Origin of the sequence: Variovorax sp. J22P240 (assembly GCF_030316855.1) — a bacterium.
GTDB lineage: Bacteria > Pseudomonadota > Gammaproteobacteria > Burkholderiales > Burkholderiaceae_C > Variovorax.
The window spans coordinates 499,062-523,636 of sequence record NZ_JASZYR010000001.1; the positions used below are offsets into that span (position 1 = coordinate 499,062).

The window sequence follows — 24,575 nt, forward strand, 5'->3', positions numbered from 1 at the left end:
TGCGTCGAATCCCCCCGCCGGCACGGGGCTCGAGGAGACCATCTCATGAGCATCGACGCAGCAGAGAAGCAACGCCTCGACGAAGCGCAGGCGAACGGGGCGGCCTGGAAGAAGTGGGGCCCGTACCTCAGCGAGCGGCAATGGGGAACGGTGCGCGAGGACTACAGCGAGAACGGCGACGCCTGGAACTACTTCTCCCACGATCAGGCCCGCTCGCGCGCCTACCGCTGGGGTGAGGACGGCCTGGGTGGCATCAGCGACGACCACCAGGTGCTGTGCTTCGCGCTGGCGCTGTGGAACGGACGCGACCCGATCCTGAAGGAGCGCGCCTTCGGACTGGCCAACAGCGAGGGCAACCACGGCGAGGACGTCAAGGAGTACTACTTCTACCTCGACTCGACGCCCACGCACTCGTACATGAAGTACCTGTACAAGTATCCACAGGCGGCCTATCCCTACGGCGACATCGTCTCCGCCAATCGCAGCCGCGGCAAGCACGATGCGGAGTACGAGTTGCTGGACACCGGCGTGTTCGACGACAACCGCTATTTCGACGTCTTCGTCGAATACGCGAAAGCCGCGCCGGACGACATGCTGGTGCGGATCACGGTCTTCAACCGCGGCCCGGAAGCGGCGTCGCTGCATCTGCTGCCGACGCTGTGGTTCCGCAACACCTGGTCGCAGCCGGGTGGAGGGTCCAAGCCGATCCTGGAGCGCGTGGGTTCCACAGGGGCTTCGGTCCGCGCCCGCCATACCGATCCGCTGTTCCTGGAATCGCTGGGCAGCTACGACCTGCATTGCGACGCCGACGTGCCGCTGCTCTTCACCGAGAACGAAACCAACAACGCCCGGCTGTTCGGCGGGACCAACGCCTCCGCCTTCGTGAAGGACGGCATTCACAACTTCATCGTGCACGGCGACAGCGAGGCGATCAACCCGGCGCAGCAAGGCACCAAGGTGGCCGCGCACTACCAGCTCGACGTCTCTGCCGGGCAGTCCCAGGTGGTCAGGCTGCGCCTGAAGGCGAGCGAGGGCGGCGTCCCGGTCAGCCCCTTCGTGGACTTCGATGCCGTCTTCGCGGCCCGGCTCCAGGAGGCCGACGCGTTCTACGCCTCGGTGACGCCGCCCGCCATCCGCGATGACCCCGACCGCGCGAACGTCATGCGCCAGGCGCTGGCCGGCATGCTGTGGACCAAGCAGTACTTCTACTACGACCTCGACCTCTGGCTCGACGAGCATGGCGCAGGCACCCAACTGCCGCTGTCGGAGCGCCGCCGGGTGCGCAACAGCGAGTGGGGGCACATGTTCAACGACGACATCATCTCGATGCCCGACAAGTGGGAGTACCCCTGGTACGCCGCGTGGGACCTGGCCTTTCACATGATCCCGCTGGGCATGGTCGACCCCGACTTCGCCAAGCAGCAGCTCGACCTGATGCTGCGCAACGACTACCTGCATCCGAACGGCCAGCTTCCCGCCTACGAATGGAACTTCGGCGACGTCAATCCGCCCGTGCACGCCTGGGCGACGATGCAGCTCTACCTCGTCGACAAGGAGCGCCGGGGAGGGCAGGGGGACATCGAGTTTCTCAAGTACGCCTTCTCCAAGCTGCTGGTCAACTTCACCTGGTGGGTCAACCGCAAGGACCGCACCGGCGCCAATGTCTTCGAGGGCGGGTTCCTCGGGCTCGACAACATCGGCGTGTTCGACCGCTCGTCGCCGCTGCCCACGGGCGGCTACCTGGACCAGGCCGACGGGACGGCCTGGATGGTGTTCTTCAGCCAGCAGATGCTGCGCATCGCCGTCGAACTGGCGCTGGAGGAGCCGCTGTACGAGGAATTCGTCGAGAAGTTCTTCCAGCACACGCTGTTCATCGCCGGGGCGATGGACCGCGTCGGTGACCGGCACGACGAGATGTGGGACGAGGAGGATGGATTTTTCTACGACGTGCTGCGTCTCCCTGACGGCAACGCCACGCGCCTGAAGGTGCGCTCCATCGTCGGCCTGCTGCCGCTGGCCGCGGTGGCCGTGTTCGAAGAGGACATCCTCCAGAAGCTGCCGAAGTTCGGCGAACGCGCGCGGCTGTTCCTGGCGCGCCACCCCGAACTCGCGGCCAGCATGCATCTGCCGCAGGAGCCTGGCGTGGCCAACCGCCGCATGCTGGCCATCGTCGACGAGCAGAAGCTGCGACGCATCCTCGCGCGCATGCTCGACGAGAACGAGTTCTTTGGCCCGCATGGCATTCGCGCGCTGTCGCGCATCCATCTGGAGCACCCTTACGTCTTCGAGCACGCAGGGCAGTCGTACCGCGTGGCGTACGTGCCGGGCGATTCCGACTCGGGCATGTTCGGCGGCAATTCCAACTGGCGCGGGCCGGTCTGGATGCCGATCAACTTCCTGCTGTACACCTCGCTGCTGCGCCTGTACGCCTACTTCGGCGAGGACTTCAAGGTCGAGTGCCCCACTGGCTCGGGACAAGTGATGACCCTGCTCGAAGTAGCGAGGGAACTCGGCGAGCGCTTGAGCCGGATCTTCCTGCGAGACAGCGGCGGCGGCCGACCGGCGTACGGCATGGCGTCGAAGTTCCGCGACGACCCTCACTGGCGCGACCTGTTGCAGTTCTTCGAGTACTTCCACGGCGATACCGGGGCCGGTATCGGCGCCAGCCACCAGACCGGCTGGACCGGCTGCGTGGCCCGTGTCATTCAGCTCAACGCCGTGCTGACCCGGGACCTGCTGCTGATGCCGGGCGCAGAGGCCGCGGCAGCGCGGGCGTTGCATGGCAGGCAAGGTCCCGGATTCGAGACCCGGCGGTGATCGCCGTGCCCGAGTCACGCTATCCGGTGCTCTACCAGATCAACACGCGGGTCTGGCTGATCGCGTTGTCGCGTTCGCTCGGGCGTCGGGCGACGCTGGACGACATCGCCGACGCCGAACTGGATCGACTGGCGGAGATGGGTTTCGACTGGATCTGGCTGCTGAGCGTCTGGCAGACGGGGGAGGCCGCGCAACGCATCTCGCGCAGCAATCCGTCGTGGCGGCGCGAATTCGAGCACACGCTGCCCGACTTGCAGGAAGAGGACATCGCGGGCTCGGGCTTCGCGATCACCGGCTACCGCGTGCACGACGACCTGGGTGGCGATGCGGCATTGGCGCGATTGCGCGCGCGCATGCGCGAACGAGGGCTGTGCCTGATGCTCGACTTCGTGCCGAACCACATGGCGCCCGACCATCCGTGGACGGACGCGCACCCTGACTATTTCGTGCACGGCACGGAAGCCGATCTGGCGCGTTCGCCCCAGAACTACGGCCGCGTGAAGACGAAGAACGGATCGCTGCTGATCGCCTACGGCCGTGACCCGTATTTCGACGGCTGGCCCGACACGCTGCAACTCGACTACGGCAACCCTGCGTTGCAGGCCGCGATGATCGGCGAGCTGGTACGCATCGCCGGCCAGTGCGACGGCGTGCGTTGCGACATGGCCATGCTCGTGCTGCCCGAAGTGTTCGAGCGCACCTGGGGCATCCGGGCTGAACCGTTCTGGCCGAATGCGATCGGCACGGTGCGGCGCACGCATCCCGCGTTCCTGCTCATGGCCGAGGTCTACTGGGACATGGAATGGACCCTGCAGCAGCAGGGCTTTGACTACACCTACGACAAGCGCCTGTACGACCGCCTGCACGAGCAGCGCGCGCGCCCCGTGCGCGAACATTTGTGCGCCGACATGGCCTATCAGGACAGGCTGGCGCGCTTTCTGGAGAACCACGACGAGCCGCGCGCGGCATCCACCTTCACGCCCGACATCCACGCCGCCGCCGCGGTGCTGACTTTCCTTTCGCCCGGGCTGCGCTTCTTCCACCAGGGGCAGTTCGAGGGGCGGCGAATCCGGATCTCGCCGCACCTGATCCGCGCGCCGGATGAAGCCGTGGACGCCGCGCTCCAGCAGTTCTACGAGCGGCTGCTCGCCGTGCTGCGCCTGCCGATCGTGCGCAACGGCAGTTGGTCCCTGCTGGGCTGCGCGCCGGCATGGGTCGACAACCCCACGGCGGACAACTTCATCGCTTTCCGTTGGGAAGACGCCGCGCAGCAACGGTTGCTCGTGGCCGTGAACTGTTCACCGCAGCAGTCCCAATGCTACGTGCACTTGCCCTTCTCGCAGATGGCGGGGCGCAGCTTGCGGCTACGGGATCTGCTCGGCCCGGCGGTCTACGACCGGGCTGGTGATGATTTGTTGGCCCGTGGCCTGTTCCTGGACATGCCGCCGTGGGGCCAACACGTCTTCGACGTGCAATGGATGGCCTGATCGCGGCTCAGGCGCCGGCCATGTGCTCCATCGCCTCGAAATCCCGCGTTTCCAGCAGCACGGGGTGATGCGGCGCCTCGTGATGGCGCTCCAGAGCGCAGGTGTCGATGATCGCGGCGTTCGCCTTGTAGGCCTCCACCAGGGTGTCGCCGCCGCCGTCAGCACCGAACAGGTCGCGCAGCGGATCTTCCGCGATCTCGGCGACGACTCGCTCGCCGCCCGGGCCTTCAGGGTAGATCGCGAACCGCACCGTAGCCGTGTCGAAACAGTAGATTGCTTCGCTCATTTCCTTGCCTCCACGATCAGCGCAGGCACGCCAAGCGGATGCATTGCCATGCCATTGCATGCCACCCAATGATCCGCGCCGGCGCCCCGGACGTCCAATGAAAAAGTGTTTCCTCTTCAGTCAGTGCGGGCACTTTTCTTCGCGTTACGTCTCCAGCACGTATTCCCCGGGTGCGGAGCAAAGCGGGCGATGGAAACGCGAGCCGGATTTGGCGGGTGCGGCCACCTGGGTTCCCGAGCGCTTCTGCATCCACGCGCGCCAGTGCGGCCACCAACTGCCTTCCTGACGCACCGCGGTTCGCGCCCATTCATCCGGGTCGGCGTGGCGGCTTGGCGCGGTCGAAAAGAAGGCCTTGGGCGCCCCCGGCGGGTTGATCAGACTTTGCAGGTGGCCGGCGTTGGCGAGCACGAAGGTCGAATCCTCGCCGAACAATCGCGCCGTGCCATAGCAGCTCTTCCATGGCGTGATGTGGTCGGTGATGCCGCCGATCACGTAGGCGCCGATGTCCACCTTCGACAGATCGATCGGCACGCCCCGGATGGTCATGGCGCCCGGGTGGACGTACGGGTTCTTTTCCATGATGTCCAGCAGGTCGGAATGGAAGCGCGCCGGCAGCCGTGTGGTGTCCGCGTTCCAGGCCAGGATGTCGAAGGCCGGCGGCTTGTTGCCCAGCAGGTAGTTGTTGACCCAGTAGTTCCAGATCAGGTCGTTGGGCCGCAGCCAGGCGAACATGCTCGCCATCTCGGAACCTTCCACCACCCCCTTGCTGCGCGAGCGGGCGCGCGCCGCGCGCACGGCTGCGGGTGCATTGAAGAGGCCCAATGTGGTGTCGGTCATCGCGCGGGCGCCGTCGAGCACGCACACGGCCCATGAGACGTTCGCCACCTTGCGGTCGCCAATGGCCGCGAGCCACCCGAGGTACGCCGCCAGCGTCATGCCGCCCGAGCAGGAGCCCCACATGTTCACGTCGGGGCTGCGGGTGATCCTGCGCGCGACATCGACCGCCTGGTCCACCGCCATCGCGTAGTGCTCGACGCCCCAGTCGCGGTGCTCGGCCGTGGGATTGCGCCAGCTCACCATGAACATCTGCACGCCGCTGTCCACCGCCCATTTCACGAGGCTCTTTTCCGGCGCGAGATCGACGGCGTAGAACTTGTTGACCTGCGGCGGCACCATGACCAGCGGGCGTTGGTACACCTTCGGCGTGGTGGGCGTGTACTGGATCAGCTCGAAGGTTTCGCAGCGATAGACGACCTGGCCGGGCGAGGTCGCCATGTTCTCGCCAATCTTGAACGGCGTGCTGTCCACCTGCATCGGCATCATGTGGTTGTGCCGCATGTCGTGGACGAGGTTCTTGAGGCCGCTCACCACGCTGCCGCCGCCGGTGTCGACGATCTTGCGCACCGCGGCGGGGTTGCCAGCCAGCCAGTTGCTCGGCGCCAGCGCATCGGTCACCAGCGCTGTGAGGAATTGCGCCTGGCCCTTCTCACGGTCTCCCAGCCTGGAGTCCGCGATCAGGCTGTTGAATTCGTTGTGCGTGAGCAGGTAGTTCTGCATCAGACGCTTGTAGAGAAAGTTGCCCTGCCACGCCGGATCGGCAAAGCGCCGGTCTTTCGGGTCCGGCGCCAGCTCGGAGCGCCCCTGCACGATCTGGCCCAGCGACTTGGCATACCGGGCGAGCGACCCGACCGTGGCGCCCGGAGACACCGTTGCCAGCTTGAGCAACGATTGCGTGGCTTTCGCGAAGTCGGCAGGCCGCAGCCCGATGAGCGGGTTCGGTGCCAGGGTGTTCTCGCTCGCCCGCTCGATCAACTCGGTGAGTTCGTTGACCACCGTCATGGGATCGGCGGCGGAGCGCCTGCGCTTCGACGCCGAAGCGGTCTTGTTCAGGGTGACCGTCTCGGCGGCCGATGATTTCGTCGTCATGTTTGTCTCCTCGTCTCTCGAAGGTCCGGGGTCAGGCGATCAGCATCGCCGTGGCATTCGCTACCAGGGCTGGCTTGTCCTCGCCCTCGATCTCCACGGTGTTCTCCGTGGTGAGCAGGTGGCGGCCGTTGCCCTTGTCCTCCAGCGAGACCACGCTGATGTGGTTGCGAACTCGCTTGCCCGCGCGCACCGGCGCCAGGAAGCGGATTCTGTCCAGGCCGCAGTTCACCGCCTGCTTGAGATGCATGCGCGAGATCAGCACGTCGAAGACTGTCGGCGCCAGCAGCGACAGGGTCAGGAATCCGTGGGCGACGGTGCCGCCGAAGGGGCTGTCCTTCGCGGCGCGCTCCACGTCCACGTGGATCCATTGCGCGTCGTTCGTGCAGTGGGCGAATTCGTCGATGCGAGCCTGGTCGAGGGTGATCCACGATGAGGAGCCGATGCGTTGGCCCGCAAGGCCGGCGAGCGTTTGAAAGGTGATGTCAGGGGTGTTCATGGAATGCAGGATTCAGGAAGGAAGGGGCCTTGGCGCCCCCGATGGGATCAGGGCTTGTCCAGGAATTCGCGGATGGCCGCGACCGACTCGTCGGCTCGGGTCATCAGGAACATGTGCCCGCAATCGAAGACCTTGAGTTCCGATTTGCGGATCAGCCGGTGCATCAGGCGCGCATTGGCGAGCGGCACCAGCGGGTCGTCGGCGCCCGCCATCAGCAGCGTGGGCTGGCGCAGCGCCGGCAGCCAGTGGATGCTGGTCCAGCCCGTAGCGGCCAGCAACTGCAGGTAGTAGCCCAGTCGCGACTTGTATTTGACGTGGCGGAACATTTCGGTCGCGAGTGCCGGGTTCCTTCGGAAATCGCCGCCGTAGATGTCGCCGCCGATGGTGCGCGCGTACTCGGCGTTCATGTAGCGCTTGGGCGTCGCCATCTTCCACAGAACGCTCGGGCTGGAGGGGATCATCACCACGCCCGGTGCCGTCGCGCAGAGGATGAGCCGGCGGCAGCGCTGGCTGCAGGTGCAGGCAAACGCCTGCGCTGCCGCGCCGCCCCAGGAAACGCCCAGAACGTCGACCTCGTCGATGCCGAAGCGGTCCAGGATGCGTGCGGCCAGCCGCGCGATACCGCCAAGGCGGTAGGGCCAGCGCGGCAGTTCCGACTGGCCGACACCCGGGATGTCGAAGACGACGATCTCGCGCTCGGGCATCTTCTCCGCCAGCGGCGCCAGCAGCTCGATGTTGCCGCCGATGCCGTTGAACAGCAGCAGGGGCACGCCCTGGCCGTCGCCGGCTTGATGGCCGACGCGCACCATCCTGGGGTCGTCGTCCGTGCCGAGATTCATCATCTCGATGACCAACGGGCCTCGCGTTCGTGTGGCTGCCGTCATGAGAATTCCGGCTTCCGCTCGCCGGCCCACGCCTGGATTCCTTCCGCGGCGGCGGCGGTGCCATCCATCGGATTGCGCAGTGCGCACGACAGCGCCATGGCCGACGGCAGGTCCAGATCGCTGCTCTGGAGAATGAGTTGCTTGGCCGCGCTCACATCCTCACCTCAGGCGGGGAAAAGATGGCGCTGTCCGAGGCCCCGAAGGTCGAGCCCGCGCCAGTGACGATGAGCACGCTGAGATCCGGCCTGTCTTGCAGGCTGGTCAGGCAGTCCTCCAGCTCATCCGCCATCGTCGCGTTGATCGCGTTCCGCTGGTCGGGCCGCTTCATCGTCAGCACAGCGATGTGCGGATGCACATCGGTGACCTCGATCGTCGTCCAGGCTTTCAATTGGCGCTCAGCGAGAACCCGTTGCCGGACAGCTGCACCTGGGCCTTGCGCTCGCGCCGGGCGAGGCCGGCCACGAGATCGACCACCGGGTGCCGGAGGCTGAAGCTGTCGTCCGTCGCCGTCGGCCCGAGGCCGTTGATCTTCTCGTCTCCATACATGTAGCGCAGCAGCAGTTCATCGTCGCCGATGCCGTTGTAGCGCTGGCGCAGCCCTGGCAGCACTGGCTCGATGACGGGCGGCACGAGGGCCACATCCTTCGAGCCGTTGGCGATGATCCGGTCCTTCACGTTCGCGTCGACCGGCAACGGCAGTTCGCCGAAATAGCCGCAGACGTACTTCTTCACTTCGTCCGGCACGACCTTGTAGCGTTCGCCGTTGAGCACGTTCATCACCGCCTGCGCCGAGACGATCGCGGGATAGGGCGTGACCATGATCGGCGAGCCGAGCTCCACGCGCACGCGCCCGATCTCTTCCAGCACCGCAGGCAGCCTGTCGGTCATGCCGGCGAGTTTGAGCTGCGACTCCAGGTTGCTCATGGCACCGCCCGCGTACTGCGTGATGTAGTGGCTGGGCTCGTACTCGGCGGGCACGCCGACCGGTTGGCCTTCGCGTTCGGCCAGTGCGCCGAAGTAGTCGCCGACCTCGTCGAGCAGACGGTCGTCGACCGCCACGTCGAAGCCGATCTCGCGCAGGTTGCGCGCAATCATCTGGGATGCCGGCAGCGAGTTGCCGTTGGCCAGGGGGTCGACCGCTGTCAGGATGCTGTCGGCGCCGTGCACCGCGGCCTCGATCGCGAGCAGTGGCCCGAGGCCGGTCAGGCAGTGGGTGTTGAACTCCAGCCTGGCGCGGTCGCCGATGGCGTTCTTGATAGCCGGCACGAGGGTGCGCACCCGTTCGATGGTCAGGACGCCGGCCGCGTCGGCGAGTGCAATGGTCCGGACACCGAAGCGCTCGACGGCTTCGCGCGCCTTGCTGGCGTAGAGCGCATCGTCGTAGCCCGGCGCGATGTTGTAGCCGAGCAGGTAGGTCACGTCGGCGCCGAGGCGATGCGCCGCGGCGATGCTCGGGGCCAAGTTGTCCGAGCACAGCAGGGCGTCGAAGAGGCCGATCTCACGGATGCCGTTGGCGATCTGCCGTTCGATGAAAAGCTCGGTGATGTCGTCGGCCACCGGAAAGAAGCCGCGCATCAGGTTGCCGCGCACGGCCGCGCGCAGCGGCGTGTTGCGCACCCGTTGGCTGAGCAGGCGGATGCGCTCGAAGGGGTCCTGGTTCAGGAACAGCACGCTCGCATCGAACTGGACCAGCGCGATCGCCTGCATCGAGAGGAAGCCGGCGCGGTCCATGCGTTCGGCGATGGGCAGCATGTGCTCGGTGCGCATGCGGGTGGCCCACAGGCATTGCTGCCCGTCGCGCAGCGTGTCGTCGGTCAGGTGGACGGTGCGGCGCTGGCCGTTGCGCGCGGTTTGCGCGACGACGAGTTTCTTCAGATGGTCGAGCATGGTTCAGCCCTCCGTGCCTTGGAGTTGGATCGAGACGCCGGGCCCCTGCACGCTGAGCTGCGCATAGGGCGCGGCGCGTGCCGTGAGGCCGGCGAGAAGAGCTTCCGCAGGCGTCACGCCCACGTAGCGCAGTGCTTCGGGCGAAGCGGATGCGGGCAGCGCTTGGGGCGCCACGCCGCAGGTCTGCGAGATCACCAGCGCGGCATCGCTCGCCTCGGGGTGGGCCGCATGCAATGCGTCCACCGACGTTGCGGCCGCCTTCGGCAGCGCGCCGACTCGTCGCGCCAGGCGGGCATCGACGTCTTTCGACGCCGCGCCGTAGACCTGTTGCAGCGCACGTCGCACGCCGGGCCGAATCTCGGCATAGCGGGGCACGCCCTGCAGATGCAGTAGCGCCTGCTCGGCAATCGGCCTTGCAAATGGCGCCAGCATCGGCAGTGCGCCGACCTCGCTGCGCACGCGGGCGCATTCGTTGGCAAAGGCGTGCAACTGGGGTGACAGGCCGGCAGCGGCCAGCTTTCGCATGAACTGCGCGGCGACCTCGCCCGGCAGCTCGTGGGCGTAGGGCGCGAGGTCGAAAACCCAGGCGCGGGCCGGCGCGAAGCCGTGGCAGTCGGCCATCTCGGCAAGAAGCCGGCCGGCCTCGCCGACGGCGTGCAGCAACTGGTCGCCGACGGGAGTGCCCTGCTTCAACAGGCGCAACGATTTCAGCAGCGTGCCGAGCGCCGGCACCGATGCGCCGTTCGCCACCGGCGCGAACGCGGTGTCGAGCCCATCGATGCCGAGGCGCACCGCCTCGAGGGCAACCATGGGCGCAAGCGCCGTCTGGCAGCGCAGGTGCAGGTCGAGCGGCGTCGTGCCGAGACCGCGGCGCAGGGCTGGCAGCAGGGTGGCCAGCCGGTCGGTGGTCAGCAGGCCGGCTTCGTCGCGGAGCATCACGCGGTCGGCGCCTGCATCGCCGAGGGCCGACGCCTTCGCACGCAGGTCATCGTCGCTGCGCGTCGACTCCTGTGCATACGCCAGGGCGGCAATCGTCGTCAGGCCGAGCGACTTGGCCGCCTTCAGCACCGGCGCCATGCGCTCGATGTCCAGTAGCGGGTCGATCAGCACGATCTCGGACACACCGCGCTGCGCCAGCTCGCGCAGCCACAGCGTTGCGACTTCGGTCGAAATGACGTCGCATCCGCGCTTGCCGTGGTCGGTCAGCAGCGACAGAGCCGCGCGCAGGGGTACGCCGGGACAGCGCTCCCGCAACAGTTCGATGCGCTGCCAGGGGTTCTCGCCGCGCGCCACGCACTGTTGCAGCGTGGCCATGGAGGCGATCTCGACCGCCGCGGGGCGTGTGGCGGCCAGACGCTGGGCGAGGGCGAGCGCCATGGGCGTCGTCATGCCGCCGGCCCAGCGGGCGCTCTGGCCGTCGGTCAGGCTGACGTCGGTGTAACGCAGCACGGCATCGGTCATGGCTGGACTCCGGCTTCGGCTTGCGCCGCCTTGGCGGCCTGGGCTGCGGCCTTCTGCGCGGCCTTGCGTTCCGGCAGGAAGGTTTCCTCCACCCAGCGCGTCGTGACCTTGCCCTTCACGAAATCGTCGTGCGCCAGCACCGAGTCATGGAAGGGCGCCGTCGTCGAAGGCCCTTCGACATGCAGCCCGCCGAGCGCCTGGCGCATGCGCGCGATGGCCTGCTCACGCGTCGGCGCATGGACGATGAGCTTGCCGAGCAGCGAGTCGTAGTAGGGTGGCACGGTATAGCCCGCATAGCAGTGGCTGTCGACGCGAATGCCTTCGCCGGTCGGTACTTCCCAGCGCGAAATTAGTCCGGGGCGTGGGAGGAAGTTGCGGTCCGGGTCCTCGGCGTTGATGCGGCATTCGATCGCATGGCCCTGCAAGTGCACGTCAGCCTGGGTGAACGACAGTGGCAGCCCGGCCGCGACGCGGATCTGTTCGGCCACCAGGTCGTAGCCGGTGATCATCTCGGTCACCGGATGCTCCACCTGGATGCGCGTGTTCATCTCCAGGAAGAAGTACCGGTTGTCGCGCTGGTCGACGACGAACTCGATGGTGCCGGCGCCGCAATACTCGGCATTGCGCGTCAGGCTCACGGCGCACTCGCCCATGGCGCGGCGCATTGCCTCGTCGACGGCAGGCGAGGGCGCCTCCTCGATGAGCTTCTGGTGGCGGCGCTGGGTCGAGCATTCGCGCTCACCCAGGTAGACCACGTTGCCATGCATGTCGGCCATGACCTGGATCTCGATGTGGCGCGCGTGCTCGATGAACTTCTCCATGTACAGCGTGGCATCGCCGAAGGCGGATTGCGCTTCGTTGGAAGCGGAACTCATCAGCGATTCGAGTTCGCTCTCGTTCCGCACGATGCGCATGCCGCGGCCACCGCCGCCGGCCGTTGCCTTGATGAGCACGGGGTAGCCGATCTCGGCGCCGACGCGCTGCGCATGCGCCACGTCGGACAGTGCACCCGAACCCGGCACGCGAGGCACGCCGGCCTTCTGGGCCAGGCCCACCGCGGTGATCTTGTCGCCCATCGCATCGATGGCATCGGCCGAGGGGCCGACGAACACCAGCCCGGCGTCGACACAGGCGCGCACGAAGGACGAGCGCTCGGAGAGGAAGCCGTAGCCAGGGTGCACCGCATCGCAGCCGGTCTGCAGGGCCGCCTCGACGATCTTGTCGGCACGCAGGTAGCTTTCGGAGGCGAGCGGGGGGCCGAGCACGACGACTTCGTCGGCCATCCTGGCGGCCATCGTCTCGGTGTCGGCTTCGGACACGCCGACCACGGCTTCGATGCCGAGGGTGCGGCAGGCGCGGATCACGCGCACGGCGATCTCGCCGCGGTTGGCTACGAAGACGCGCCGGATGTCGCGCTTCGCCACGGGGGTGGAAACAGTCTTGCTCATGTCAGGCTCCCTGCGTCGGCTTGATCAGCATCACGATCTGGTCGTGCTGCACCGGTTTGCCGTTCTCGATCACGATGCGCTCGACCGTGCCCGTGACGCCGGCCTTGACCGTGTTGAACATCTTCATGACCTCGACCAGGCAGACCGTGTCATCGGCCTGCACGGTGCTGCCGACGGCGACGAAGGGCGGTTGATCGGGGCTCGGCCGCAGATAGAAGCTGCCGACCATCGGAGAGCGCACCGCGATCAGGCCTTCGGGTACTTCCGTCAAGGCTTCCGGCGCGGCGGCGGAGGAAGTGCCGGCCGGGGATTCGACCGACCGGGCCGAATCTGCAAGGCGGTTTGCCGTGCTCTGCGGTGTCCGCTCGACCAGGGCCGACGAGGCGCCGGGCTTGCGGGCGTGAAGTTCGAAATCACCCACGGTGACGTCGAGGGATTCGAGGTGCGCGGCGCTGTCGAGGATTTCGAGGATGCGACGTACGTCGGTATGGGATAGGGGCATGGCCTTTGTCTCCAGTACGGCGGGAGTGTCCGCCTTTCGTTGCGCAGCTGTGTTGCTGCAATGCCCAGATTAAAGCATGGGTACATTCATCTTGTCAACAATCTGAATGTCGAGTAAAGTTCGTTCATCGGCGCTCCGCCGCCACAACACGAGGCACCCGCACATGACCACGCAGACAAAGATTCGCTCCGAGATCACCGGCACCGTATGGAAGATCCTGGTGAAGCCAGGCGACGTCCTCCTGGCGGACGACACCCTGATGGTTCTCGAGTCCATGAAGATGGAAATCCCCGTGGTGGCCCCCGAGGCCGGCCGTGTGGTCGAGATCCTCATCGCCGAGGGCGCTCCTGTGCGCGAAGGACAGGAAATCGCAGTCTTCGAAGAGGAATGAGCGCCATGAAGAAGTCAGTGGCGGACGATCACGCGACGTATGGCGCGGAAGCCGAAGCGACGCCGACGCGCGCCGGATCGGCGGGCCGTCAGTTGATGACGCTGGCCGAGCAGATCGCGGAGCGCATCTTCACGTCCATCGCGAGCGGCGAGTACGCGCCGGGCGATCGCATTCGTGAAGAGACGATTGCCGAGCAGCTCGACGTCAGCCGCGGCCCGGTGCGAGAAGCGTTGCGAATCCTGGAGAAAGATTCCGTGGTGCGCATCCAGCCGAATCGCGGAGCGCACGTCACGCAGCTCACCATCAAGGAAGTGGGCGATCTGTTCGAGATTCGTCGCGACCTGATCGGCGCGATGGTCCGGCGTCTGGCACCTCACAACGACGACTTGATTGCCGCGATCGACGCCGGCGTGTGCGAGCTCGAGTCGGTGGGTCAAGGCGGTGGCGGTGCCGAAGCCTATCTCGTTGTCAGCAACCGGCTCGGCCGTCTGCTCGCCGACGCTTCCCGCAATGAACGGCTCGCGGAAATCGTCGGATCCCTGGCGCGGCAGACGCGGCGCTATTCGATGCTCGGATTGGCAAGCGCCGCCCGGCGCAAGGAATCGGCACGCACTTGGCGGGCCATGGTGGGCGCGCTCAAGGCCGGCGATGCCAACGCCGCGGCCGACGCCGTCGAAGACCTCATCGACGCCTTACGGCGCGAAGCCATCCGGCAGCTGGCACTGCCTCTTCCCACCCGCACAAAGGATTGAATCTCATGAGTTCCGAACGAATCGCAGGGCACGCCCTGTCCTGGGCGGCGGCGCAGTTCCGCGACCGACCGGCCGTTGTCTTCCGCGACCGCAGCTACAGCTACACGCACATCGAGCGCCGCAGCAACCAGCTAGCCAACACGCTCATCGGCCTGGGTCTGACACCCGGCGAACGGCTCGCGGTGCTGCTCAACAACTCGGTGGAGAGCATCGAGGCCCAGTTCGGCGCCGAAAAGGCTGCGCAGGGCTACGTGGCCCTGAACGCCCGCCACACGGTGCGCGAGCAGGCCGGCATCCTGAACGACGCGGGCGCCTCGGTGCTCATCGCCGGGGCCGAGTTCCGCGAGTCGGTGCAGCAGGTGCGGATGATGGTGCCCTCGCTGCGCGTCGTGATCGGCGTGGGCTGGCATGACGCCAACGTACTCGACTACGACATGCTGCTGGCCCGCGCCTCGGACGGGGCGCCGTGGCTCAAGGTGCCCGCGAATCTGCTGCTGCGCATCGCCTACACCTCGGGCACCACGGGCCAGCCCAAAGGCGTGGCCTACAGCATCGAGCGCTTCGAGGCACGTCTGGCGAACCATTTCGGCGCGATGGAGTACGGCCTGGGCATCGACGACGCCATGCTTCACGTGGGTCCGCTCACCCACGCCGCCGGCGTGCATCTGATGCCTTGCTACTTGCGTGGGGCACGCAACATCGTGGCCGACCGCTTCGATGCCGAACAGGTGATTGCGCAGATTGCGAGCGATCGCATCACGCAGCTGATGGTGGTCCCCACCATGATGACCCGCCTGCTCGAAGTGCTGGCCGCCAACCCCGACGCGGATGTGTCCGCACTGAATCGCGTTCACTACGGCACCGCGCCTACACCGACGAGCACGGTGCACGAGGCCCTGGAACGTCTCGGGCCGATCCTGCGCCAGCAGTACGGCATGACCGAGGCCGTCCAGCCCCTGTGCGTGCTCTATCCGCACGATCATCTGCAGGACGGCCGGCCCTCGGAGCGCATCGCTTCGTGCGGCCGCCCGACGATGAACGTCGACATCACCGTGCGGGACGCCCATGGCAATCCCCTGAAAGCAGGCGAGGTCGGCGAGATCGCGATCGCGCATCGCGGTATTGGTGAAGTGGCCTTCTGGCGTCGTCCCGACCTGGAGCGCGAGTCCATCCGCGACGGCTGGTACTACAGCGGCGACCTCGGACGCTTCGACGACGAAGGCTTTCTCTACATCGTCGGCCGCAACAAGGACATGATGATCAGCGGCGGCTTCAACGTCTACGCCCGCGAGGTCGAGGACGCTCTGCACACCCACCCGGCCGTGGCCGAAGTGGCGGTGCTCGGCCTTCCCGATGCGGAGTGGGGCGAGGTGATCGCGGCCTTCGTGGTCCGCCGCCCCGGAGATACGAGCGACGCCGACACGCTCGCCCGGCACTGCGCCGAGCAGATCGCCGGCTACAAGAAACCGCGCGTCATCGAGTTCGTCGATGCGCTGCCGCGCAACCACGCCGGCAAGGTGACCAAGAACGACCTTCGCGACGCCTGGCTGGCTCGCCATTCCCAAGGAGCAATTTCCAAATGAACACGACACTGACAACGAAGCCCGCAGCGGGCGAATGGGCTGAAGACCTCGACGAGCTGGCGCAGCGCCGCGCCATCGCGCGCGAGCTGGGCGGCGAAGAGCAGGTGGCGCGCCACCATGCGGCGGGCAAGCTCACGGCACGCGAGCGCATCGATCACCTGCTCGACGCCGGCAGCTTCAAGGAGATCGGCACGCTGGCGGGTTCCGTGAAGTACGGCGCGGACCGCAAGCGCGAGAGCTTCACGCCCAGCAATGCGGTCGTCGGCGTCGGCAAGATCGCCGAACGGCGGACGGTCGTCTCGTCCGACGACTTCACGATCCGCGCCGGCTCGTCGGAAGGCTCGGTGTCGGAGAAGTGGATCTTTGCCGACCGCTACGCCTTCGAGTACAAGCTCCCGATAGTGCGCATGGTCGACAGCGCCGGCGGCAGCGTGAAGCTGCTCGACAAGCTCGGCCACACCAAGATCCCTGGCTACGCCATGCTGCCGATGACGCAGCTGCTCGGCGCCGTGCCCGTGGTCGGCATCGCGCTCGGTGCCTGCGCCGGCCTGGGCGCGTTGCGGGTCGCTTCGTCCCACCTGGCCATCATGATTCGCGGCAAGAGCCAGATCTTCGCCGGTGGCCCGCCCGTCGTGAAGCAGGCGCTGGGCCTCGACGTCGACAAGGAAACGCTCGGCGGCTATGACGCGATGCATCGCTACAGCGGCACCGTGCAACTGGCTGTCGACACCGAGGAAGAGGCGCTGCAGGCGACGCGTCGCTTTCTTTCCTATCTTCCGGGCAATGTGTGGGAACAGTCGCAGCGTGTGGCCTGCGACGATCCGGTCGATCGCTGCGACCCGTGGCTCAACCAGGCGATCCCCGCCGACAAGCGCAAGGTCTTCCAGCCGCGCAAGATCCTGAAGGCGATCTTCGACCAAGGCTCGGTGTTCGAACTGTCGCCGGACTTCGGCGGCTCGACCATCACCTGCCTGGCCCGGCTGAACGGCCATGCGGTGGGCGTGATGACGAACAACCCGATGGTGATGGGCGGTGCGCTGACGCGTGCCGCGGCGCTGAAGATGGCACGCTTCGTCGACCTGTGCGACACCTTTCACCTGCCTATCGTCAACCTGGCCGACCAGCCGGGCGTGATGACCGGCCCCGACGCGGAACGCGAAGGCACGCTCGCGGCCGCGATGCAGACCTTGCACGCCATCGAGCAGTCGGGCGTTCCGTGGCTGGCGATCGTCTTGCGGCGCTGCGTGGGCCTCGCCGGCGCGATGCTGAGCCCGTGGCACGGGCCCTCGGGAACCGCACTGCCCAATCGCTACGCCTGGCCGTCGGCCCGCTGGGGTTCGATCCCGGTCGAAGGTGGTGTTGCCGCAGCGTACAAGAAGGACATCGCTGCTGCCGAGGACCCCGTCGCGCACCGGCTGGAACTCGAAGCGCACTACCACGCCATCTCGTCGCCGATGCGCACGGCCGAGCGCTTCGGCGTGCTCGACATCATCGAGCCTGCGACGACGCGGCCGCTGCTGTGCGCGTGGGTGGAGGACGCCTACCAGGCGGCGAGCCGGCGCCTCGGCCCGGTCGGTCGTACGATGCGCTGATCAAATCCTTTGCGCAAAGGCGCCCCGGCCGTTACATTCGTTTTCGATCAGGAGGAGATCAGAGATGCTTCAGCCTAGTGAGCGTTCGACGAAGTGGCGCGCCGGTTGTTTCCGCGCCTGCCTGTGTACAGCGGCAGTGCTGTCATGCGGGTGGGCCTCGCGGGCACAAGCATCCTTCCTGGAAGGCGATGCGCTCGATACGGCGGCGGATGTCATGTCCTGGGTCGTGCTGGCTCTGGTTCCCTGCCTGGCGATCGCGCTGTTCTGGATCGTGCATGTGCTGCCCGAGAAGATCGCCGAGAAGCGCCATCATCCGCAAAAGGACGCGATCCACACCTTGTGCCTGCTGTCCCTCGTCTTCGGCGGGTTGCTCTGGCCGCTCGCCTGGCTCTGGGCCTATACGCGGCCCATCGGCTACAAGATGGCCTTCGGCACCGAGAAGCATGAGGACTTCTTCGTCGAACACGGCGAGAAGGCCCATCGCGACGAACTGGAGAGCGAGCACCTCGACCATCTGCTCGATGAGCTCAACATGCTCGGGCGGCGCGGCAGCCTGACACCCGAACTCCAACTGGTTCGCGAGCGCGTGCTGGCCGCGCGAGAGCGACGGAGCGCGGCCGTGGCAACGCCGGAAGGGGGGGCCGTGTAAATGGAAGCGATCCTGCTCGGCATCTATGCCTTCTTCGTCTGGCTGATCTTCTTCAAGTTCAAATTGCTGCCCTGGAACACCATCTCGATGGTGATCGTCATCACCATCCCGGTGGTCGCGCTGACGATGCTGGTCCTGCTGCTCAACATCTTCGCGCCGTCCACTGCCGACGTGCGGGTGTTCAAGTACGTGGTGAACATCGTGCCCCAGGTGAGAGGGCGCGTGATCGAGGTGCCGATCGAGCCGAACAAGCTGATCAAGCGTGGCGACGTGCTGTTCAAAATCGATCCGACGCCGTACCAGTTGCAGGTCAAGGCGCTGGAGGCGCAGCTCGCGAATGCTGAGGGCGGCACGCGCAAGATGCGCGAAGAGCTGACGGCGGCGACTTCGAAATCGGGCGCGGTACGGGCGCAACTCGAACTCGCGCGCCGCAGGGTCGAACAGAACCGCCAACTGGTCGCGACAGGGGCAGGTGACCGTTTTGCGCTCGAACAGGCGCAAGCGAACGTCGCGGAACTGCAGGCGCAGCTCGCGGCATCAATCGCCGGTGAGGCGCAGGTTCGTGCCACCCTGTCGGCGACCGTTGACGACGATCAGGCGGAAATCGCGCAGATCAAGGCGCAGCTCGAGAACTCGCGATGGGAGTTGTTGCAGACCACCATCATCGCTCCTTCCGACGGCTATGCGATCAACCTGCAATTACGGGTCGGCTCGATGACCGCGGCGTTTCCGGTCACGCCGGTGATGACCTTCGTCGAGAACGAGTACCAGGTCATCGCGCTCTATCAGCAGAACGAGCTGCACCAGGTCGCGCCGGGCGACGAAGCGGAATTCACATTGAAGACGCGGCCGGGCACGATCTTCAAGGCCAAGGTCGAGTCCATTATCTGGGCGCAAGGCCAGGGACAACTGGCGAATGCGACCCAGTTGCCCACGACCGGCATGGCGCCGATCCCGCCGGGGCGTTTCGGCGTCAGGCTCGACGTGGACTCGCGGCACCAGGACGAATTCTTCGCGGCCGGCGCGGTGGGCGAGGGCGCCATCTACACCCAGCATCTCGCGCTGATCCACATCATTCGCAAGATCATCCTGCGTGTGGGCTCCAAGCTCGACGTGCTGATCCTCAAGTTGCATTGAGAGTCGATCATGCGCACGCACTCCATCCGCTTCTGGTCGACGATCGCGCTTGCGGCACTCGGCGCGGCGGGGTGTGCGCTGAAGTCCCCGCCGGACCGCGCTTCGCTCGCGAGCGAGGCGCTGCCCAACGCGCCGGCGCCGGCGGCATGGAAGGCCGGCGCGGCGCCCGGCAGCGTTGGTGACGACTGGATCGCAGGCTTCGGCGACCCGGTGCTCAACCAGCTGGTCGCTGAAGCGCTCGCCTACAACAACGATCTTCGCGCATCGGCCGCGCGAGTCGAGCAGGCAGCTGCGGGTGTCAAGGCCGCGGGCGCGCAGATATGGCCCGCCATCGACGTCATCGGCCGGCGCGGCGGCAAGATGGGCGGCGATGGTTCGGGCCTCAACGGCTGGGTGATCTCGGCCTCATGGGAGATCGATCTGTGGGGCCGCGTGCGTTACGCCCGGCGTTCCGCCGAAGACCAATACGCATCGACGCAGGCCGACCTGGCGGCGGCGCGGCAATCGATCGCGGCGCTCGTCGCGAAGTCGTGGTTCCTCGCGACCGAGGCGGCACTGCAGCGCCAGCTCGCGCGCCAGATGATCGATACCAGCAATCAGTCGGTCAAGCTCGCGGATCAGCGCTGGCGCATCGGTGCGTCGAGCGAGGGCGATGTCGTGCAGGCGCAGGCCAACCTGAAGACCTTCGTCGATGCGGAGCGGCAGCTCGACCTGGCCTACTCGAAGTCGCTGCGTTCGCTCGAACTGCTGCTCGGCCGCTATCCGGGCGCGGACGTGAAACCGGCTGCCTCGTGGCCGCGCATCGACATGCCCGTCGGCGCGGGCGTGCCGTCCGAACTGCTCGAACGACGGCCGGACATCGTCGCCGCCGAGCGCCGGGTCGCGGCGGCTTTCGATCGCACCCAGGAGGCGCAGGCCGCGCGGCTTCCACGCGTGTCGCTCTCAGCGGGAATCTCGTCGATCACGAGCGAGATGTTCGTGCTGAAGGATCGCGACAACCCGAGCGCGAGCATCGGCGCGGGCCTGATCGCGCCGCTGTTCCACGGCGGCGCGCTGCTGGCGCAGGTCGAGGCGCGCAAGGCCGAGCAGCAGCAGGCCGTGGCCGCCTGGGCGCAGACCGCGCTCAAGGCCTTCAACGAAGTCGAGACGGCACTGGCGGAGGAAGCCACGCTGCGCGAGCGCGAGCCGATCCTCGATGCGCAAGCGAGGGATGCGCAGAAAGTGCTCGACATCGAGAACTCCCGCTACCGCATAGGCTCGCGCGACCTGCGGACCGTGACCCAGCAGGAGATGAGTGTGTACGCCGCGCGTTCGACACTCCTGCGCGTCCAGGCCGAACGCCGCGTGCAGCGTGTCAATCTCCTGCTGGCACTCGGCGGTGGCTTCGGTCCTGGCACTGAAATCGAATCGGCCCTGCAGGGCCAGGAGAAGCGGCCATGACCACGACCCGATCGAGCATTGCCCTGGGGTGCCTTGGCGCTTGTCTCTTGCTGCTGTGGGGGTGTGCTACCCGCCCGATCAACCCACCGATCGGCCAGGCGAATCCGAGCAGCGGTTACCGTTTCGAGACGCGGCAGGCCGAGGTCAAGGACAAGGACGCGCTGGTCATCCTCGCCTTCTCCGGCGGCGGCACTCGCGCCGCCGCTTTCTCATACGGCGTCCTCGAATACCTGCGCCGCACCGAGATCGTCACTCCGAAGGGCAGGGGCCGCCTGATCGACCAGGTGGACATCATCACCGGCGTATCGGGCGGCAGCTTCACCGCGCTGGCCTATGGCCTCTACGGCGACAAGCTGTTCGACGACTACGAGCAGCGCTTTCTCAAGCGCGACGTGCAGGGCGCGATCATTTCCCGTTCGCTGAACCCCGGCAACTGGGTCAAGCTGTCGTCGTTGGGATGGGGGCGCTCCGAACTGGCGTCGCAGCTTTACGACGAGGTTCTTTTCAACAACGCCACCTTCGGCGACCTGAACCGCGGCAAGGGGCCGCTGATCCTCGCATCGGCGACCGACATTTCGAGCGGCGCCCGCGTGGTGTTCCAGCAGGGCGTGTTCGACGTCCTTTGCTCAGATCTGAACGCCGTGCCCTTGTCGCGTGCCGCCGCCGCCTCGTCGGCGGTGCCGGTGGTCCTGTCGCCGGTCACCCTCAACAACTACGGCGGCACCTGCAGCATGACGCCTCCCGCCTGGGTGAAGCGCTTCACCGACACCGACAACCCGCCGCGGCCCGCTGCGCGGGCCATACGCTCCCTGAGGTCGCTCGGGGACTTCGAAGACAGCAAGAAGCGACCCTACCTCCATCTGGTGGACGGCGGCGTGTCGGACAACGTGGGCATGCGTGGCGTGCTCGATTCGCTGGAGATCCTGGAGGCGATGCAGGAAGCCGGCATGCCGACGCAACTCGACAGTGCGAAGCGGATCGTCGTCTTCATCGTCAACTCGCTGTCCGTGCCGCCGACCCAATGGGACGAATCGGAGTCGCCTCCCGGCAGCGTGCAGATCCTGCTGAAGTCGAGCGGCGTTCCGATCGATCGCTATTCGTTTGAAGCCGTCGAACTGCTCAGGGACATGGCGGCACGTTGGAACACGATGGGCAAGATCCGCAAGTCGGCGGCGATGGCGGACAACAAGGACCCGGCGCTTGCGGCAGCGATACGCGGGCCGGACGCCGAGATCTATGCCATCGACGTCTCGTTCGCCGCGCTGAAGGACGAGGCGGAACTGGCCTATCTCAACCAGCAACCGACGACCTTCGTCCTGCCCGACGAGGCGGTCGATCGCCTGCGCGCTGCGGCGGGCACGATCATCTCCGGTTCGACCGAGTTCAAGCGCCTGCTGAAGGACGTGGACGGTACCCTGGTTGCCGAGCCGAGACCGGCACCCCGTTCAACCTCGAAGGACTAGGCTGGCCCTTTTCCGAAGCAGAATCCAGATGCTTCAACGTGGACTCCGGTCCAGGAAGGGAAACGATGGAACTGGAAGAAGTCAACGCGCGCCTCCGTTCGCTGGAGCTCCGAGCTGTCGCCCAGACTGCGGCGATCGCGGTGCTGCTCCAGGAGCAGCCCAATGCCGCGGCCAAGCTGCACCTGGTCTCCGAGCACCTTGTGGACGCCCCGCCGATCCCGATGTCCGACGAGGACCTGGTGAAAGTCGCGGCGTATATACAAGCCATGCTGGGGGGACCCTGGGTCGACTGATTTCGGCCAAAGGGGCTCCGACGTGCGTCGCCCTTTCATGACTCAGAAGTTGAATCGCGCGGAGCGACACCGATGTAGGACTGCACCTCGTCGCTTTTCACCTGCTGCGATTCATAATGTTCCGCACCAGGAACACCCCGACCCAGTGGAACACCCCTCGCCACTCACGACCAGGTTCAGCACCGAAGAGCGATACCGTCTGCTTGTGGAGGCGGTCGCTGACTACGCCATCTACATGCTCGACAGCGAAGGCTTCGTCGTCAGCTGGAATCCGGGTGCGCAGCGGCTCAAGGGTTACTCCGAAGGGGAGATCGTAGGCCGGCACTTTTCCGTGTTCTACGAGCCTGACGACGTTCGCGACGGCCTGCCGACGCGGGCCCTGGCCACCGCTGCCCGGGAGGGACGCTACGAAGCGGAAGGCTGGCGCCGCAAGAAGGACGGCGGGCGGTTCTGGGCGCAGGTCATGGTGAATCCCATCGTGTCTCATGGCGGGGAGCTTCTGGGCTTTGCGAAGGTGACCCGCGACCTCACCGAGCGGCGTGCCGCTGAAGAGGCCCTGCGCCGCAGCGAGGAGCAGTTCACGCTCCTGGTGCAGGCCGTGACCGACTACGCGATCTACATGCTCGACGTCGATGGCGTCATCACCAACTGGAACGCCGGTGCGCAGCGAACCAAGGGTTATGCGCCGCACGAGGTCGTGGGGACCTCTTTCTCGCGCTTCTACCGGCAGCAGGATCGGGAGCGCGGCCTTCCTGCCAAGGCGCTCGCGACGGCTGCGGCCGAAGGCCGCTTCGAGGGAGAGGGCTGGCGGGTGCGGAAGGACGGCACCGAGTTCTGGGCCAACGTCGTCATCGATCCCATCTTCGACGCGAAGGGGGTCCTCATCGGGTTTGCCAAGGTCACCCGCGACATCACTGAAAAACGCGAGGCGCAGCTCGCCCTCGAGCAGGCCAGGGAAGCACTGTTCCAGTCCCAGAAACTGGACGCGATCGGGCAGCTCACCGGCGGCGTCGCCCACGACTTCAACAACCTGCTGATGGTCGTCCTCACCAGTCTGGAACTCTTGCGCCGGGGCCTGCCGGAAGACCAGCGGCTGCACCGCCTCCTTGACAACGCGGTTCAGGGAGCGAAGCGCGGGGTGTCGCTCACGCAGCGGATGCTCGCGTTCGCGCGCCGGCAGGAGTTGCGCCCCGTGAATGTCGATGTTCCTTCGCTGATCAGCGGCATGCGGGAAATGCTCGAACGCACGCTGGGCCCGACGATTCGCATCGACGCGAATTTCCCGGCCGGCCTGAGCCCCGTCAGGGTGGATCACAACCAACTCGAACTGGCCATCCTGAATCTCGCCGTGAACGCGCGCGACGCGATGCCCAACGGTGGCTCGCTCACCCTCGAGGCGAGCGAGGTCGAGGGCACGCCGGCCGACAAGCTCGCGAAAGGCGGGTACCTTCGCCTCTCTTTCGCCGACAGTGGCAGCGGGATGAATGCCGCGACGCTCGCGCGAGCCATGGAGCCGTTCTTCACGACCAAGGGCGTCGGAAGGGGAACGGGCCTGGGCCTGCCCATGGTTCACGGCCTGGCGATCCAATCAGGCGGCAAGTTCGTGCTGGAGAGTTCCGAAGGCGCCGGGACACGCGCCTTGCTCTGGTTGCCGGTCTCGACCGAGGCAAGCCCACCGGCGCCCGCCCCGACGCCTGTGCCGGAAGCTCGTGAGAGAGTTGCCGCGCACCTGGTCGTGGCCGTCGACGATGACGCCCTGGTGCTCGCGGGCACGGCATCCATGCTGGAGGACCTCGGTCATAAGGTGCTGTGTGCCGGCAGTGCGAAGGAGGCACTGGAACTGGTCCGGGGCACGCCGGGCGTCGGCATCGTCATCTCCGACCAGGTGATGCCGGGCATGACTGGAGCCCAGCTGTTCGAGGTCTTGCGTGCCGAGCGGCCCGATTTGTTGCTGATCCTCGCATCCGGCTATGCGGATCTGCCCGCCGACCTGGGCCCGCTGACGTTGCGGCTCTCCAAGCCTTTCGACCAGGCCCAACTCGCCGAAGCGATTTTCCGGGCGACGAGGGACTGAGCCATAG

At 66.6% G+C, this 24,575-nt stretch carries 22 protein-coding genes; 12 read left to right on the forward strand and 10 right to left on the reverse strand.

All coding sequences use genetic code 11. The features are described from left to right. Positions 1 to 45 precede the first annotated feature (45 nt). Positions 46 to 2,817 carry an MGH1-like glycoside hydrolase domain-containing protein gene (locus QTI24_RS02500; protein WP_286598104.1) on the forward strand — a complete coding sequence of 924 codons (2,772 nt, stop codon included), beginning with the start codon at positions 46 to 48 and terminating at the stop codon, positions 2,815 to 2,817. After that, complete coding sequence (locus QTI24_RS02505; protein WP_286598105.1) at positions 2,814 to 4,304, forward strand: alpha-amylase family glycosyl hydrolase; 1,491 nt, start codon at positions 2,814 to 2,816, stop codon at positions 4,302 to 4,304. Before QTI24_RS02500 ends, QTI24_RS02505 begins: the two co-directional genes overlap by 4 nt. Before the next feature lie 7 nt (positions 4,305 to 4,311). Here the strand turns inward: QTI24_RS02505 and QTI24_RS02510 are convergent, their stop codons facing one another. The 10 genes from QTI24_RS02510 to QTI24_RS02555 form a co-directional block, all read right to left on the reverse strand. Then, positions 4,312 to 4,590, reverse strand: coding sequence for a hypothetical protein (locus QTI24_RS02510; RefSeq protein ID WP_286598106.1), 279 nt, complete (start codon positions 4,588 to 4,590; stop codon positions 4,312 to 4,314). Between the two features lie 144 nt (positions 4,591 to 4,734). Next, positions 4,735 to 6,516, reverse strand: a complete 1,782-nt coding sequence (locus QTI24_RS02515) for an alpha/beta fold hydrolase (protein ID WP_286598107.1) — start codon at positions 6,514 to 6,516, stop codon at positions 4,735 to 4,737. 31 nt (positions 6,517 to 6,547) lie between these two features. Continuing rightward, positions 6,548 to 7,012, reverse strand: a complete 465-nt coding sequence (locus QTI24_RS02520; RefSeq protein ID WP_286598109.1) for a MaoC family dehydratase — start codon at positions 7,010 to 7,012, stop codon at positions 6,548 to 6,550. Positions 7,013 to 7,059: 47 nt separating this feature from the next. Beyond that, the gene (phaZ, locus tag QTI24_RS02525) at positions 7,060 to 7,896 is read right to left on the reverse strand and encodes a poly(3-hydroxyalkanoate) depolymerase (protein WP_286598111.1); all 837 of its coding nucleotides are present in this window, start codon (positions 7,894 to 7,896) and stop codon (positions 7,060 to 7,062) included. Next, a complete protein-coding gene (locus QTI24_RS02530; protein ID WP_286598112.1) occupies positions 7,893 to 8,051 on the reverse strand; it encodes a hypothetical protein in 159 nt (52 codons plus the stop codon). Before QTI24_RS02530 ends, phaZ begins: the two co-directional genes overlap by 4 nt. Beyond that, on the reverse strand, positions 8,048 to 8,284 hold the full coding sequence (locus tag QTI24_RS02535; RefSeq protein WP_286598113.1) for an enoyl-CoA hydratase/isomerase family protein: 237 nt from the start codon (positions 8,282 to 8,284) through the stop codon (positions 8,048 to 8,050). The genes QTI24_RS02530 and QTI24_RS02535 overlap by 4 nt, the downstream gene beginning before the upstream one ends. Then, complete coding sequence (locus QTI24_RS02540) at positions 8,281 to 9,783, reverse strand: carboxylase (protein ID WP_286598114.1); 1,503 nt, start codon at positions 9,781 to 9,783, stop codon at positions 8,281 to 8,283. Before QTI24_RS02540 ends, QTI24_RS02535 begins: the two co-directional genes overlap by 4 nt. A 3-nt stretch (positions 9,784 to 9,786) precedes the next feature. Further along, positions 9,787 to 11,244, reverse strand: a complete 1,458-nt coding sequence (locus QTI24_RS02545) for a beta/alpha barrel domain-containing protein (protein ID WP_286598115.1) — start codon at positions 11,242 to 11,244, stop codon at positions 9,787 to 9,789. Beyond that, positions 11,241 to 12,692, reverse strand: coding sequence for an acetyl-CoA carboxylase biotin carboxylase subunit (accC, locus tag QTI24_RS02550; protein WP_286598117.1), 1,452 nt, complete (start codon positions 12,690 to 12,692; stop codon positions 11,241 to 11,243). The genes QTI24_RS02545 and accC overlap by 4 nt, the downstream gene beginning before the upstream one ends. Before the next feature lies 1 nt (position 12,693). Next, a complete protein-coding gene (locus QTI24_RS02555; RefSeq protein ID WP_286598118.1) occupies positions 12,694 to 13,194 on the reverse strand; it encodes an acetyl-CoA carboxylase biotin carboxyl carrier protein in 501 nt (166 codons plus the stop codon). A 163-nt stretch (positions 13,195 to 13,357) separates the two neighbouring features. On the opposite strand from QTI24_RS02555, the gene QTI24_RS02560 reads away from it, so the two are divergent. The 10 genes from QTI24_RS02560 (at position 13,358) to QTI24_RS02605 (ending at position 24,568) form a co-directional block, all read left to right on the forward strand. After that, on the forward strand, positions 13,358 to 13,585 hold the full coding sequence (locus tag QTI24_RS02560; protein WP_286598119.1) for a biotin/lipoyl-binding carrier protein: 228 nt from the start codon (positions 13,358 to 13,360) through the stop codon (positions 13,583 to 13,585). 5 nt (positions 13,586 to 13,590) lie between these two features. Continuing rightward, on the forward strand, positions 13,591 to 14,337 hold the full coding sequence (locus QTI24_RS02565; RefSeq protein ID WP_286598120.1) for a GntR family transcriptional regulator: 747 nt from the start codon (positions 13,591 to 13,593) through the stop codon (positions 14,335 to 14,337). Positions 14,338 to 14,342: 5 nt separating this feature from the next. Then, positions 14,343 to 15,920, forward strand: a complete 1,578-nt coding sequence (locus QTI24_RS02570; protein ID WP_286598121.1) for a class I adenylate-forming enzyme family protein — start codon at positions 14,343 to 14,345, stop codon at positions 15,918 to 15,920. Further along, positions 15,917 to 17,512 carry an acyl-CoA carboxylase subunit beta gene (locus QTI24_RS02575; protein ID WP_286598122.1) on the forward strand — a complete coding sequence of 532 codons (1,596 nt, stop codon included), beginning with the start codon at positions 15,917 to 15,919 and terminating at the stop codon, positions 17,510 to 17,512. The genes QTI24_RS02570 and QTI24_RS02575 overlap by 4 nt, the downstream gene beginning before the upstream one ends. Positions 17,513 to 17,576: 64 nt before the next feature. Continuing rightward, positions 17,577 to 18,161, forward strand: coding sequence for a DUF3302 domain-containing protein (locus QTI24_RS02580; protein WP_286598123.1), 585 nt, complete (start codon positions 17,577 to 17,579; stop codon positions 18,159 to 18,161). Next, the gene (locus QTI24_RS02585; RefSeq protein ID WP_286598124.1) at positions 18,162 to 19,298 is read left to right on the forward strand and encodes an HlyD family secretion protein; all 1,137 of its coding nucleotides are present in this window, start codon (positions 18,162 to 18,164) and stop codon (positions 19,296 to 19,298) included. Positions 19,299 to 19,307: 9 nt separating this feature from the next. Then, complete coding sequence (locus QTI24_RS02590) at positions 19,308 to 20,738, forward strand: TolC family protein (RefSeq protein WP_286598126.1); 1,431 nt, start codon at positions 19,308 to 19,310, stop codon at positions 20,736 to 20,738. Beyond that, positions 20,735 to 22,201 carry a patatin-like phospholipase family protein gene (locus tag QTI24_RS02595; RefSeq protein WP_286598127.1) on the forward strand — a complete coding sequence of 489 codons (1,467 nt, stop codon included), beginning with the start codon at positions 20,735 to 20,737 and terminating at the stop codon, positions 22,199 to 22,201. Before QTI24_RS02590 ends, QTI24_RS02595 begins: the two co-directional genes overlap by 4 nt. 65 nt (positions 22,202 to 22,266) lie before the next feature. After that, complete coding sequence (locus QTI24_RS02600; protein WP_286598128.1) at positions 22,267 to 22,494, forward strand: hypothetical protein; 228 nt, start codon at positions 22,267 to 22,269, stop codon at positions 22,492 to 22,494. Between the two features lie 145 nt (positions 22,495 to 22,639). Next, the gene (locus tag QTI24_RS02605) at positions 22,640 to 24,568 is read left to right on the forward strand and encodes a hybrid sensor histidine kinase/response regulator (protein ID WP_286598129.1); all 1,929 of its coding nucleotides are present in this window, start codon (positions 22,640 to 22,642) and stop codon (positions 24,566 to 24,568) included. Positions 24,569 to 24,575: the final 7 nt, after the last annotated feature.

Excerpts from the sequence above, each read along its gene's own strand:
- QTI24_RS02500 (WP_286598104.1), top strand. The coding sequence starts at position 46 with ATGAGCATCGACGCAGCAGAGAAGCAACGCCTCGACGAAGCGCAGGCG.
- QTI24_RS02510 (WP_286598106.1), bottom strand. The coding sequence starts at position 4,590 with ATGAGCGAAGCAATCTACTGTTTCGACACGGCTACGGTGCGGTTCGCG.
- QTI24_RS02515 (WP_286598107.1), bottom strand. The coding sequence starts at position 6,516 with ATGACGACGAAATCATCGGCCGCCGAGACGGTCACCCTGAACAAGACC.
- QTI24_RS02520 (WP_286598109.1), bottom strand. The coding sequence starts at position 7,012 with ATGAACACCCCTGACATCACCTTTCAAACGCTCGCCGGCCTTGCGGGC.
- phaZ (WP_286598111.1), bottom strand. The coding sequence starts at position 7,896 with ATGACGGCAGCCACACGAACGCGAGGCCCGTTGGTCATCGAGATGATG.
- QTI24_RS02540 (WP_286598114.1), bottom strand. The coding sequence starts at position 9,783 with ATGCTCGACCATCTGAAGAAACTCGTCGTCGCGCAAACCGCGCGCAAC.
- QTI24_RS02545 (WP_286598115.1), bottom strand. The coding sequence starts at position 11,244 with ATGACCGATGCCGTGCTGCGTTACACCGACGTCAGCCTGACCGACGGC.
- accC (WP_286598117.1), bottom strand. The coding sequence starts at position 12,692 with ATGAGCAAGACTGTTTCCACCCCCGTGGCGAAGCGCGACATCCGGCGC.
- QTI24_RS02555 (WP_286598118.1), bottom strand. The coding sequence starts at position 13,194 with ATGCCCCTATCCCATACCGACGTACGTCGCATCCTCGAAATCCTCGAC.
- QTI24_RS02560 (WP_286598119.1), top strand. The coding sequence starts at position 13,358 with ATGACCACGCAGACAAAGATTCGCTCCGAGATCACCGGCACCGTATGG.
- QTI24_RS02565 (WP_286598120.1), top strand. The coding sequence starts at position 13,591 with ATGAAGAAGTCAGTGGCGGACGATCACGCGACGTATGGCGCGGAAGCC.
- QTI24_RS02570 (WP_286598121.1), top strand. The coding sequence starts at position 14,343 with ATGAGTTCCGAACGAATCGCAGGGCACGCCCTGTCCTGGGCGGCGGCG.
- QTI24_RS02575 (WP_286598122.1), top strand. The coding sequence starts at position 15,917 with ATGAACACGACACTGACAACGAAGCCCGCAGCGGGCGAATGGGCTGAA.
- QTI24_RS02580 (WP_286598123.1), top strand. The coding sequence starts at position 17,577 with ATGCTTCAGCCTAGTGAGCGTTCGACGAAGTGGCGCGCCGGTTGTTTC.
- QTI24_RS02585 (WP_286598124.1), top strand. The coding sequence starts at position 18,162 with ATGGAAGCGATCCTGCTCGGCATCTATGCCTTCTTCGTCTGGCTGATC.
- QTI24_RS02590 (WP_286598126.1), top strand. The coding sequence starts at position 19,308 with ATGCGCACGCACTCCATCCGCTTCTGGTCGACGATCGCGCTTGCGGCA.
- QTI24_RS02595 (WP_286598127.1), top strand. The coding sequence starts at position 20,735 with ATGACCACGACCCGATCGAGCATTGCCCTGGGGTGCCTTGGCGCTTGT.
- QTI24_RS02600 (WP_286598128.1), top strand. The coding sequence starts at position 22,267 with ATGGAACTGGAAGAAGTCAACGCGCGCCTCCGTTCGCTGGAGCTCCGA.